General features: G+C 67.7%; 10 protein-coding genes. 6 read left to right on the top strand and 4 right to left on the bottom strand.

Annotation, left to right across the window (positions count from 1 at the left end; all coding sequences use genetic code 11):
- Position 1: 1 nt before the first annotated feature.
- From AruCF_RS02385 to pmbA, 3 genes are all read right to left on the bottom strand, one after another.
- Positions 2–1156: an ABC transporter substrate-binding protein gene (locus tag AruCF_RS02385; RefSeq protein WP_049071171.1), complete on the bottom strand. Its 1155-nt coding sequence runs from the start codon at positions 1154–1156 to the stop codon at positions 2–4.
- 256 nt (positions 1157–1412) lie between these two features.
- A complete protein-coding gene (locus AruCF_RS02380) occupies positions 1413–2636 on the bottom strand; it encodes a TRAP transporter substrate-binding protein (protein WP_049071169.1) in 1224 nt (407 codons plus the stop codon).
- 164 nt (positions 2637–2800) lie between these two features.
- Positions 2801–4165: a metalloprotease PmbA gene (gene pmbA, locus AruCF_RS02375; protein WP_006388634.1), complete on the bottom strand. Its 1365-nt coding sequence runs from the start codon at positions 4163–4165 to the stop codon at positions 2801–2803.
- 58 nt (positions 4166–4223) lie between these two features.
- On the opposite strand from pmbA, the gene yjgA reads away from it, so the two are divergent.
- The 6 genes from yjgA (at position 4224) to AruCF_RS02345 (ending at position 9142) form a co-directional block, all read left to right on the top strand.
- A complete protein-coding gene (gene yjgA, locus AruCF_RS02370) occupies positions 4224–4772 on the top strand; it encodes a ribosome biogenesis factor YjgA (protein ID WP_049071168.1) in 549 nt (182 codons plus the stop codon).
- Positions 4773–4787: 15 nt separating this feature from the next.
- The gene (locus AruCF_RS02365) at positions 4788–5465 is read left to right on the top strand and encodes an alpha/beta hydrolase (RefSeq protein WP_049071166.1); all 678 of its coding nucleotides are present in this window, start codon (positions 4788–4790) and stop codon (positions 5463–5465) included.
- Between the two features lie 315 nt (positions 5466–5780).
- Positions 5781–6788, top strand: coding sequence for an ABC transporter substrate-binding protein (locus tag AruCF_RS02360; RefSeq protein ID WP_049071164.1), 1008 nt, complete (start codon positions 5781–5783; stop codon positions 6786–6788).
- Complete coding sequence (locus AruCF_RS02355) at positions 6788–7600, top strand: ABC transporter ATP-binding protein (protein WP_006388630.1); 813 nt, start codon at positions 6788–6790, stop codon at positions 7598–7600. The genes AruCF_RS02360 and AruCF_RS02355 overlap by 1 nt, the downstream gene beginning before the upstream one ends.
- 3 nt (positions 7601–7603) lie before the next feature.
- Positions 7604–8440 (top strand): ABC transporter permease, encoded by an 837-nt coding sequence (locus tag AruCF_RS02350; protein WP_049071162.1) that lies wholly within the window; start codon positions 7604–7606, stop codon positions 8438–8440.
- 9 nt (positions 8441–8449) lie between these two features.
- Entirely contained in the window at positions 8450–9142 is a 693-nt protein-coding gene (locus AruCF_RS02345) for a cysteine hydrolase family protein (protein ID WP_049071161.1), read from the top strand.
- A gap of 47 nt (positions 9143–9189) precedes the next feature.
- On the opposite strand, the gene AruCF_RS02340 is transcribed toward AruCF_RS02345, so the two are convergent.
- Positions 9190–11631 (bottom strand): bifunctional acetate--CoA ligase family protein/GNAT family N-acetyltransferase, encoded by a 2442-nt coding sequence (locus tag AruCF_RS02340; RefSeq protein ID WP_049071159.1) that lies wholly within the window; start codon positions 11629–11631, stop codon positions 9190–9192.
- Positions 11632–11677: the final 46 nt, after the last annotated feature.

Genomic DNA, 11677 nt, shown 5'->3' with positions numbered 1-11677 from the left:
CTTACTTCTCGATGACGTACTTGCCGTCCTTGGTCACGCTGACGATCGGCGCCTGGTCGGCGTCGTAGCCGGCGGGCTTGCCGGCGCGGTCGGTGGCCTGGCGGAACTTGAAGGCGCCGGTGGCGCCGGTCCATTGCACCGAGGGCAGCGCGTCACGCAGGGCGGCGCGATCCTTGGCCAGTTCGCCGGTGATCTTGGTGTTCTTCAGGGCCTGGGCGACGATGTACATGGCGTCGTACGACTGCGCGGCGAACTGGTCGGGCGCGCCGTTGAACTTGGCCTTGTAGGCGTCGATGAACTTGACGTTCTCGGGGGCCTTGTTCTCGATCGACCACGGGCTGCCGATCCACAGATTGTTCGACGCGCCGCCGGGGGCCAGGTCGAAGATCTTGACCGAGTTCATGCCGTTGCCGCCGATGACGGGCACGTTGATGCCCAGCTGGCGGGCCTGCACCATGATCGGGGCGCCTTCGGCCAGCAGCGCCGACAGCACGATGGCGTCGGGGTTGGTGCCCTTGATCTTGGTCAGCTGGGCCTTGAAGTCGACGTCGCCCTTGGCGAACGTTTCGGTCGTGGTGACCGGGATCTTCTGGTCTTCCAGGGCCTTCTTGAAGTTGTCGTAGCCGCTCTTGGTGAAGACGTCGTCGTTGCCGTACAGCACCGCCACGTTCTTCAGGCCGGTCTTGGCCTTGACGGTGGAGATGGTGGCGGGCAGCACGTCGGCTTCGGTGACCGAGTTGCGGAACACGTAGTTGCCGATGGAGGTGATGCCGTCGGCGGTGTTGGAGGTGCCGAAGGCGACCGTCTTGGCGGCCTGGGCGATCGGGTCGGCGGCCTGGGCCGAGTTCGACAGCGTCGGGCCGAACACCATCAGGACGTTGTCCTTGAAGATCAGCTTCTTGAAGACGTTGATGGCTTCTTCTTTCTTGCCTTGCTCGTCCTCGACCACCAGCACGATCTTGTTGCCATTGATCCCGCCCGCGGCGTTGATCTCGTCGGCCGCCAGCTGGAAGCCGTTGCGGATCGACGCGCCGTACTGGGCGGCGCCGCCGGACAGGGCTTCGGCCACGCCCAGCTTGAGGTCGGCCGCATGGGCAGCCGGGACGATGCCGGCGGCGATCAGCGCGGCCAGCAGCTTCTTGGTCTTGGATTGCATGGTTGATACCACCTTAAAGTCTGTCTCGGAATGTTGGTTATCCAGGCCGGGATGTTCCCGCCGGATTGACGTCCAATGGCGCCTGAAGGCGTCACGTTTGCGCGTCAAGACCCGGGATATTACTCCTTTGTATCAGGCCGAAACTCGAATGCCGTTCAACAAAAGGAGTAAAACCGCCCATTTTTTTGTAAAAAACACGGGGTTATCAGCGAAAACCCCACCTCCTGCCGAATGCCATTCGGCACCCGGACCCTGCTCAACTGCGGGCGGACAGCGCGACGCCCAGATACTGGTCGTAGGCGCCCTCGGTCAAGCGGAACCAGGGCATCGCGTTGTCGCGAAAACCCATGTAGTTGTCGTGGATCGCCTTGAATTTCGGGTCCTTCTCGCCCAATTCCTTATAGACCTGCTGGGCGGCTTCGAAGGCGGCGTCCATGACCGAGCGCGGCAAGGCGCGCACCTGGGCGCCGGCCGCGACCAACTGGGCCAGCGCGGCCGGATTGCGGGCCGCATAGGCCGCCGTGGTGCGCGTATGCGCGGCCAGGGCGGCGGCCTCGAGCACAGCCTGGTAATGCTTGGGCAGCTTGGCCCAGGCTTCCTCATTGATATAGAGGGACAACTGCTCACTGGCGGCCCACCAGCTCGGACCGTAATAGAACTTCGCGGTCTTGTTCAGGCCCAGCTTGCCGTCGTCGTAGGCGCCCGCGCCGGCCACCGCGTCCGGACCGGACTTCGCCGCGCCCTCGCCGGGTTTGGCATCCTTCGCGGCCGCGGCATCCTTGGGGGTTCCGGCGTCCTTGGAGGTTCCGGCATCCTTCGCGGCCCCGGCATCCTTGGCGGCCCCGGCGTCCTTGGCAGCCCCGGCATCCTTGGCGTCCTTGGCAGCCGCGACATCCTGCGGCATGACGCCAAGACGCGCCAGCACCTGCGCCGCGAGGCCGTCGACGCGCATCTTCAGGTCTTTCAAGTCGGTGGCGCGCTTGATTTCGCGGTTGGACCACAGCCCCATCTGCGGGCCGGTATTGCCCAGCGGGAAATTGACGATCTTCTGCGCCTTGAACAGTTCGCGCGTCAGGCGCAGGCCGTCACCCTCGAGCATCCAGGCGTCCATCAGCGCGGCGTCCAGGCCGAACGGCACGGCCGCGTCGAAGCAGAAGGCGGGATTCCTGGCGAAGTAGATGGCCGATGACACGTGGGCGCATTCGACCTTGGCGGCGCCGACCGCGTCCATCAGTTCCAGCGCGGGCGCGACCTCGCCGCCGTCCACCTGCTTGATGCTGAACTTGCCGCCAGTGGCCTCGGAGACGAACTTGCGGAAAATCTCGCCGGCGCCGACACGCAGGTCCAGCGCGGCCGGGAAGCCCGACGCCAGGCGCCAACTGATCGAAGGGGAATCCTGCGCCAGGGCGGGAGCGCTGACCGCCGCCCCCGCCGCCACAGCGCCCAGGCCGGCCTGCTTCAAGAATGAACGTCGTTGCATCTCTTTGCTCCTCTACAGCGATACCAGTTTGAGCAATACCCGCCGGATATTACACGGTGCCATCGCCGCTGACGGCTAGAGGAATTCCCGAGCGGTCAAGGATTGCAAAGAGTGGCCCGGCCAGGCCCCGCACAGGCGGGCGCTGGCCGCGCTCGCACCCGGGATCAGGTGCCCGCGATCGCCATCTGCTCGATCAGGATCGAGCCGGTGGTCTTGGTGCCGCGCGAGATGGTGTCCGCGCCCACCGCGACGATCTGGCGGAACATGTCCGACAGGTTGCCGGCGATGGTGACTTCCTGCACCGCGTGCTGGATCTGGCCGTTCTCGACCCAATAGCCGAACGCGCCGCGCGAGTAGTCGCCGGTGACGTAGTTCACGCCCTGGCCGATCAGCTCGGTGACCAGGAAGCCCGTGCCCATTTTCTTGAGCATGGCTTCGAAGTCGTCGCCCCGGCGCGTCAGCGTGGAGCTGAAGACCAGGTTGTGCGAGCCGCCCGCGTTGCCGGTGGTCTGCATGCCGAGCTTGCGCGCGGTGTAGGAGGACAGGAAGTAGCCTTCCAGCACGCCGGCCGACACCACGTTGCGCTTGCGGGTGCGCACGCCTTCGTCGTCGAACGGCGAGCTGCCCATGGCGCCGCGGATGTGCGGGTCTTCGGTCAGGTTGATGTGTTCCGGGAAGATCGGCTTGCCCAGGGCGTCGAGCAGGAAGCTGGCCTTGCGGTACAGCGCGCCGCCATTGGCCGCCTGCGTCAGGGCGCCGACCAGGCCGAGCGCCAGCGGCGCCTCGAACAGGACCGGGAACTTGCCGGTGCGGATGCGGCGCGCCGACAGGCGCGACAGCGTGCGCTCGGCGGCATAGCGGCCGACGGCCTCGGGCGTGGCCAGCTTGGCGGGGTCGCGCTCGGAGGTGTACCAGTAATCGCGCTGCATGCCGTTGCCGCGTCCGGCGATGGGCGCCACCGACAGGCTGTGGCGCGAATACGGGTAGCCGCCCAGGAAGCCACGGGTGTTGCCCATGACGAACTGGCCTTCGTAGGTGCCGACCGTGGCGCCATCGGTGTTGGTGATGCGCGCATCGACCTCGCGCGCGGCGCGCTCGGCGCGCAGGGCCAGTTCAGCGGCTTCCTCGGTGGAAACCGTCCAGGCGCGATGCAGGTCGAGGTCGGGGAATTCGGTGGCCAACTGGTCGGCGTCGGGCAGGCCGGCGGCCGGATCGGCGGCGGTGTGACGGGCGATGTGCCAGGCAGCTTCGACCGTCTGGCGCAGCGCGGCTTCGGAGAAGTCGGAAGTCGAGGCGGAGCCGCGGCTCTGGCCGGCGTAGACCGTCAGGTCGAGCGAGCGGTCACGGGTCTGTTCGACGGTCTCGATGTCGTTCTTGCGCACCGACACCGACAGACCCAGGCTTTCGGAGACTTCGGCCGCGGCGTCCGAGGCGCCGATCTGGCGCGCGTAGGCCAGGGTTTGCTCGACGAGTTCGGAAAAACGCGCGTGATTGGCCGCCAGCGGCAAGGAGGAGGAGGATTTGACCATTGCTGTCCAATTTGCAGAGACGGTTATCATAGCCAAGTCTGTCATTGCGCAGTTTTCCATGAATTCCCACATCGAAGAAGAATCCACCGACGGCTACGACGAGAACGGCTACGATCGTCCCAGCAAGTCCCAGGTCAAGCGCGACATGCACGCGCTGCTGGACCTGGGCAAGCAGTTGATCGAACTGTCCCCCGAACGCCTCAAGCAGTTGCCCCTGGCCGAACGCCTCTACGAAGCGATCCGCGAGGCGCAGCGCACCACCAGCCGCGAAGGCCGGCGCCGCCAGACCCACTTCGTGGGCAAGCTGATGCGCGACGCCCCCGCCGACGAGATCCGCGCCCAGCTCGACGTGTGGGAAAACGGCTCGCGCGAGGAAACCGCGGCCATGCACCGCCTGGAAACCCTGCGCGACCGGCTGCTCGACGACGACGACGCGCTGACCAAGCTCCTGAACGACAATCCGCAGGCGGATGTGCAGCAGCTACGCGCGGTGATCCGCGCCGCCCGCAAGGAAAAGGCAGCCAACGCCGTGCTGCTGCAAGGCCAGGAACCACAGAAGAAGCACTATCGCGCCCTGTTCCAGGCCCTAAAGACCCTCACCCACTGATTGCGCCCGCCGTCCATGAACGCCCCCACCGACCTGCTCGATTGCATCGAGATCGAAACCGCCTCCAATCCCACGCACGCCGTGATCTGGCTGCACGGCCTGGGCGCCGACGGCAACGACTTCGCGCCCATCGTGCCGGAGCTGGACCTGCCGGCCGGCCTGGGCGTGCGCTTCGTCTTCCCCAATGCGCCGGTGCAGCGCGTCACCATCAACAATGGCATGGCGATGCGCTCCTGGTACGACATCCTGGTGATGGACCTGGTGCGGGTGGAAGACGCCAAGGGCATCCGCGCCTCGGAAGCCGCGATCCACAAGCTGATCGCGCGCGAGAACGCGCGCGGCGTCCCGACCTCGAACATCGTGCTGGCGGGCTTCTCGCAGGGCTGCGCCATGACGCTGCACACGGGCCTGCGGCTGCAGGACAAGCTGGCCGGCATGATGGGCCTGTCGGGCTATCTGCCGCTGCTGGACAGCGCCGAGGCCGAGCGCGCCCCGGCCAACCAGCGCACCCCGATCTTCCTGGCCCACGGCCTGTATGACCCGGTGGTATCGCTGCCGCGCGCGGAGGCCTCGCGGGCCGAGCTGGAGCGCCTGGGCTACGACGTGCGCTGGCACACCTACCCCATGCCGCACTCGGTCTGCGCCGAGGAAGTGGCGGACATCTCGCGCTTTCTGAACCAGGTGCTGGTGTAACGCGGGCGGCGCGCGCCGCGCCGCCACCCTCCCCCGGGCCCGGCTTCTCCGGGCCGTTCGCACGGGGATCCCCTGCTTTGTATACCAAGTGGTATTCCAGCCCCGAATTTTCCGGGGCGCGACTTCGCTCGTCCATAGAGAAAAACGCCAATACCAAAACCCTTGTCGCTCGCTATTGTTGAATATAGTATTCAATCCAAGCCGTATTGGCCCGATCGCAATCGCCTCGGGCTTCCCTGTTGTTGCAGTCGATCCATCCCATTGGCCGTGCCGCGCCGGGTTTCGGCGAGGCATATAGACGCAGGAGAAAGTCCCGTGAAGCCCTTGCCATTGCCTCGCCTAGCGGCGGCGGCGCTGCTTGCCGCCGTCCTCGCCCCTTTCGCCAGCCACGGCGAAGCCCTCAATCCCCCGGTAAAGGTACGCTACGAAGAGGTGGTCCGCTCCATCCTCTACGTGCCCAAGTACGTCGCCCTGTCGCAGGGCTATTTCAAGGACGCCGGGCTGGACGTGTCCATGAAGACCTCGCAGGGCACCGACAAGGGCATGACCGCCCTGCTCTCGGGCAGCGCCGACATCGTGCTGATCGGCCCCGAAGCCTCGATCTACGTGCAGAACAGCGAATCGCCGGTCAAGCCGAAGATCTTCGCCGGCCTGACCGCCACCGACGGCTTCTTCCTGCTGGCGCGCAAGCCGGTCGAGAAATTCGACTGGAGCATGCTCAAGGGCAAGGAGGTGATCGGCTTCCGGCCCGGTTCGAACCCCATCGTGTTCCTGGAGACCGCGCTGCGCAAGCACGGCCTGGACCCGCAGAAGGACGTCAAGCTGCTCAACAACATCGGCATCCCCGCGCGCGCCGGCGCCTGGATGGCCGGCCAGGGCGAGTACGGCATCTTCCTGGAACCCGAGGCCGGCGAACTGGTGCGCAACGGCAAGGGCTACATCGTGGCCTCGGTCGGCCATGAGGTCGGCCAGGTGGACTACACGGTCTTCACCGCCACCGACAAGTACATCCGCGACAACCCCAAGGTGATCCAGGCCTGGACCAATGTGGTGGCGCGCGCCGAGAAATACGTCAAGGACACGCCGGCGGCCACGCTGGCGCCGCAGATCATGACCTACTTCCCCGGCATGGACGCGGCCGCGGTGACCGACGCCATCGAGCGCTACAAGCAGTACCAGATCTGGAAGACCACGCCGCTGGTGACGGCCGAGGCGATGAGCCAGCTGCAGGACATGCTGATCGCCAGCGCGGTCATGAAGGATAGCGCCCGCGTCAAATACGAAGACGTGGTGGTGGCGGACTTCGCCAGGAAGGTGCCGTGATGAGCGCCGTCGTCCACAACCTCAAGCCGGACCCGGCCACCGCCAAGATCGAACTGCGCGATGTCTGCCTGAGCTATTTCACGCCGGAGGGCGAGACCGAAGCGCTGTCGCAGGTGTCGTTCGCGCTGGCGCCGGGCGAATTCGTCAGCCTGATCGGCCAGAGCGGCTGCGGCAAGAGCACGCTGCTGTCGCTGATCGCCGGTCTGCACGCGCCAACCTCGGGCACGGTGATGATCGACGGCCAGGCGGTCACCGAACCCAACCCGCGCATCGGCTACATGCTGCAGCAGGACTATCTTTTCGAGTGGCGCACCATTCTCGACAACGTCATGCTGGGCGCCGAGATCCAGGGCCGGCGCGATGCGCGCAGCGAAGCCCGGGCCGTGCACCTGCTGGAAAAGTGCGGGCTGGGCGCGTTCCTGTCGCACACCCCGCGCCAGTTGTCGGGCGGCATGCGCCAGCGCGCGGCGCTGGCGCGCACGCTGGTGACCGAGCCCGACGTGATCCTGCTGGACGAACCGTTCTCGGCGCTCGATTCGCAGACCCGGCTGGCGATCTCCGACGAGGTCGTCGACATCCTGCGGCGCGAGGGCAAGACGGTGGTGCTGGTGACCCACGATATCGGCGAGGCCATCGCCATGACCGATCGCGTCATCGTGCTGTCGCGCCGGCCCGGCCGGCTCAAGAGCCAGTACCGTATCCATTATGGCGACGGCGCGCGCCCCACGCCGTTCCAGGCCCGCTCGCGGCCGGAATTCAATGCCTACTTCAAGCAGCTCTGGGACGAGCTGGATGTCCATGTGGAGGGTTGAGCCGTGAACGCACCGATTGCCAACACCGTGCCGCTGCGCGCCGTGCCCGCGCCCAGCCAGAAGTACCTGGACTACCTGCGGCGCGACCGCGCCCGCCGCCGCAACATCCGCATCGCCCAGGCGCTGCTGCTGGTGGTGTTCCTGTGCGCCTGGGAGATCCTGCCGCGCATGCACATCCTGAACCCGCTGCTGACCAGCTATCCGAGCGCGCTGTGGCCGACCTTCCTGGAGCTGTGGAACCAGGGCAACCTGGCCCACCACATCGCCACCACGCTGTCGGCCACGCTGGTCGGCTTCACGCTCAGCATGGTGATCGGCATCATCGTCGCCGCCGCGCTGTGGTGGTCGGACTTCCTGTACAAGGTGCTCGATCCGTTCCTGGTGGTGGCCAACGCCATGCCCAAGATCGCCTTCGTGCCGATCTTCTACCTGTGGCTGGGGTCGGACTACGCGGTCTACGGCATGGCCGTGGCGATCGCGGTGTTCGTGACCATCATGGTGGTGTACGCCGGCTTTCGCGCCATCGACCTGAACAAGGTCAAGCTGGCCCGCACCTTCGGCGCCAGCCGCTGGCAGGTGCTGACCAAGGTGGTGCTGCCCGGCAGCGTGCCAACCCTGATCGCCGCGGTGAAGATGAACATCGGCCTGGCGCTGGTGGGCGTCATCGTCGGCGAATTCCAGTCGGCCGACTCGGGCCTGGGCTTTCTCATCATGAACGGCAGCCAGGTCTTCAAGCTGAACATCGTCATGACCGCCATCGCCATGCTGGCGCTGATCTCCAGCGTCATGTACCTGGTGGTGTACCGCATCGAAGCCGCCGTGGCGCGGCGCTACGGATAAGGAGCCGCCATGCAGATTCCGCAATGGGTGCAGGACCGCGTCATCGCCCGCCAGGGCTGCCTGCATCCCTACGACAGCCTGCCCGGCGCCCGCACCGCGGTGGTGGTGATCGACATGCAGCAGTACTTCACGCTGCCCGGCTACCAGGGCGAATGCGCGGCGGCGCGCGACATCATCGCGCCGGTCAACCGCCTGTGCGACGCGGTGCGCGCGGCCGGCGGCACGGTGGTCTGGGTGCAGACCGCCTCCGACAACGCCGACGCCTTCTGGTCGCACCACCATGGCGTGATGCTGACGCCCGAGCGCAGCGCGCGGCGCCTGGAAACCCTGCGCCGCGATGCGCCGGGTTTCGCCCTGCATCCGGACCTGCGGCCGGCCGACAGCGACCTGCGCGTCACCAAGCGCTTCTACAGCGCCATGGCCACGGGCTCGTCGGAACTGGAGCCGCTGCTGCGCGGACGCGGCGTGGACACGCTGCTGATCGCCGGCACGGTCACCAACGTCTGTTGCGAATCGACGGCGCGCGACGCCATGATGCGCGACTTCCGCACCATCATGGTGGACGACGCGCTGGCCGCGGTGACGCCGGCCGAACACGAAAACGCCCTGCATGGCTGGCTGCTGTTCTTCGGCGACGTGCTGTCGGTGGATGAAGTGGCGACGCGGCTGCGGCCGGCGCAGGCCGCGCGCAAGACGGCCTGAAGCCGGCATGGCCCCGGCCGGGCGCTGGCACGCGCCGGCCGGGACGCTCAGCGCAGGTTGAGCCAGACCCGCCGCATGGTCGGGTCTTCCGGATCCGGATCGTTGGTGAAGCCCAGGCTGGTCATCAGCGACAGCATCGGCCGGTTGGTCGACAGCACCAGGCCGTCGATGTATTCCAGCCCCTGCTCGCGCGCCGCGTCGATCAGCGCGGTCATCAACTGGCGACCCAGGCCGCGCCGCTGCCAGTCGTCGCCGATCACCAGCGCGTATTCCGCGCCGCGCCCGTCCGGGTTGCGCAGGTAGTGCGCAAACCCCACCAGCACTTCGTGCGGATGGCCGCGGTTGGCCGGGTTGGGCACCTGGGTGGCGGCCACCAGCGCCAGCTCGCGGTGGTAGTCCACCTGGGTGTAGCGCGACACCATGCGCGGGGTCAGCTCGCGCATCATCGACACGAATCGCATGTAGCGCGAGCGTTCCGACAGGCCGCGGATGAAATCCTGCAGCGGCTGGCCGTCCTCGGGGCGGATGGGCCGCAGCACCCACGGGATGCCGTCGGCGAAACGGCGCACCTGCACCAGGCGCGCCGGGTACGGGTGGATCGCCATGTGCGGATAACCGGCGGTCTGCGGCGTCTCGCAACCCGGCTTTTCGGCCAGGGTCATGCGCAGGCCGCCGGCCCGCAGATGGGTCTCGCCGGCATACAGCGGATCGATGTCGAGCGTTTCGATGTCCGGCAGCTCCGACACCATCTCCGAGACCAGCACCAGCGCCTGCTGCAAGGCCTCGGCGGCCAGGTGGCCGACGCGCGGCGCCAGCACCCGGCGCCACAGCCGGCTGCGTTCGATCATCTGGCGCGCCAGGAAGCCGTTGAGCGGCGGCAGGTCGATGCCGCGATCCGATTGCGACAGCACCGCGTCCGGGCCGCCGGCGCCGAAGCGGATGACCGGCCCGAACTGCGGATCGCGCCGCACCCGGATCGCCATGGGACGCGACTCGGGCTCGGCCGCCGCCACGTCCAGCGGCATGTCGCGCAGCGGCACGTAGAACAGGGACAGCAGCGCGCGGACCTCGGACGTATTCAACTCGCGCCGGCAATCGGCCCGCACCCGCGCCAGGATTTCGCGCGCGGCGGCCAGGTCGGGCACGTGGGTGGCCGGCTCGGGCGGCTGGGTCTGCAGCAGCAGTTGCTGGTTGTAATGATGCGTGGCCAGCACGCCGAAGGCGTCGGCGGCGGACTCGGGCGTGCGGAACGCCGAGGTGCCGGCGTCGTCCAGCATGCGCCGCAGCGGCCGCATGCCGGCATCGCCCATGAAGCAGGTGACCACCGGTTTCTTGGCTTTGGGCGCGATCAGCGCCAGCTCGCGCGCCACCGCCGGCATGTCGGCCAGCGCGTCGGGCGCCAGCAGCACCAGCACGCCGTCCACGCCAGTGTCGTCCAGCACCACGTCGAGCATGGCGCGGATGCGTTCCGGCGTCAGCGGCACGTAGGTGATGACCGGATTGGCGCTGGCCGCGTCCGGCTCCAGCATCGCCGCCAGCGCGCGCTGCGTGGCCGGCGCCAGGTCGGCCCGCAGCACCGCGGCGTCCGGGCCGATCAGGTCCATGGCCAGTTGGGGAGGCCCGCTGCCGTTGGAGATCAGCGCCACGCGCCGGCCCTTGGGGCGGCGCGTGTAGCCCAGCACCTTGACCGCCGAGAACAGCTGCACGAAGTAGCGCACCCGCACCGCGCCGGCGCGCCGCAGGGCGGCGTCGAAGATGGCGTCGGCGCTGTCGGTGTCGGCGCGGCCGGCCTTGAGCACGATGACCGGCTTGACGCTGGCCGCGGCCCGCAGCGTGCTCATGAATTCGCGCGCCGGGCCCACGTCTTCCAGGTACAGCACGATGCTGTCGGTGCGCGGGTCGCTGGCCAGGTAGTCCAGCACCTTGGACAGGCCCACCACCGCCTCGTCGCCCAGCGACACGGCGGTGGAAAAACCGATATGCACGTCCTCGGCCCAGTCCATGACGGCCGCCATGATGGAGCGCGACTGCGCCAGCAGCGCCACGCGGCCGGCGCGCGCCAGCACCGGGTGCTGGCTCAGGTTCAGGCCCGCATGCGGGCGCTGCGCGCCGAACGAGCGCGGCCCCAGCAATTCGCAGCGGTTTTCCTCGGCCCAGGCGCGGCACAGCGCCAGCGTGCCGCGCGGGTACGGGTCGGGCAGCTCGTGCGGCAACAGGATGACCGAGCGCGGGGCCAGCGGGGACAGCCGGCGCAGGGTCTCGGGCAGCACGGCCGGCGAAACGCAAACCAGGGCCAGATCGGGCCGCTCGCCAGCGGCCAGCCCCAGAAGCGTCTCCGGCAGGTCGGGCGCGGCGCCAGGGTCGCAGGCCACCACCGTGGTTTTCGCCTTGAGCGCGGGCGACAGGGAGCCCGCCGCCGGCAGCGGCCGATCGGCGACGATCACCAGCGAACCGGGTTCGAACATCGGGGCAAGAGCGTGTCGCAGCATGGCGGGAACAGGCACTAATCTAAAATAGCGTTCATCGTAACAAGAC

Origin of the sequence: Achromobacter ruhlandii, from assembly GCF_002082135.1 — a bacterium.
GTDB classification, from domain to species: domain Bacteria; phylum Pseudomonadota; class Gammaproteobacteria; order Burkholderiales; family Burkholderiaceae_B; genus Achromobacter; species Achromobacter ruhlandii.
The sequence above is the reverse complement of the archived record's forward strand: the minus strand, read 5'-3'. Positions and strand labels throughout refer to the sequence as shown.

What these genes read in the sequence shown, in the direction of transcription:
- AruCF_RS02355 (WP_006388630.1), top strand. Translation starts at nt 6,788, where the DNA reads ATGAGCGCCGTCGTCCACAACCTCAAGCCGGACCCGGCCACCGCCAAG.
- AruCF_RS02345 (WP_049071161.1), top strand. Translation starts at nt 8,450, where the DNA reads ATGCAGATTCCGCAATGGGTGCAGGACCGCGTCATCGCCCGCCAGGGC.
- AruCF_RS02340 (WP_049071159.1), bottom strand. Translation starts at nt 11,631, where the DNA reads ATGCTGCGACACGCTCTTGCCCCGATGTTCGAACCCGGTTCGCTGGTG.
- pmbA (WP_006388634.1), bottom strand. Translation starts at nt 4,165, where the DNA reads ATGGTCAAATCCTCCTCCTCCTTGCCGCTGGCGGCCAATCACGCGCGT.
- AruCF_RS02365 (WP_049071166.1), top strand. Translation starts at nt 4,788, where the DNA reads ATGAACGCCCCCACCGACCTGCTCGATTGCATCGAGATCGAAACCGCC.
- AruCF_RS02385 (WP_049071171.1), bottom strand. Translation starts at nt 1,156, where the DNA reads ATGCAATCCAAGACCAAGAAGCTGCTGGCCGCGCTGATCGCCGCCGGC.
- AruCF_RS02380 (WP_049071169.1), bottom strand. Translation starts at nt 2,636, where the DNA reads ATGCAACGACGTTCATTCTTGAAGCAGGCCGGCCTGGGCGCTGTGGCG.
- yjgA (WP_049071168.1), top strand. Translation starts at nt 4,224, where the DNA reads ATGAATTCCCACATCGAAGAAGAATCCACCGACGGCTACGACGAGAAC.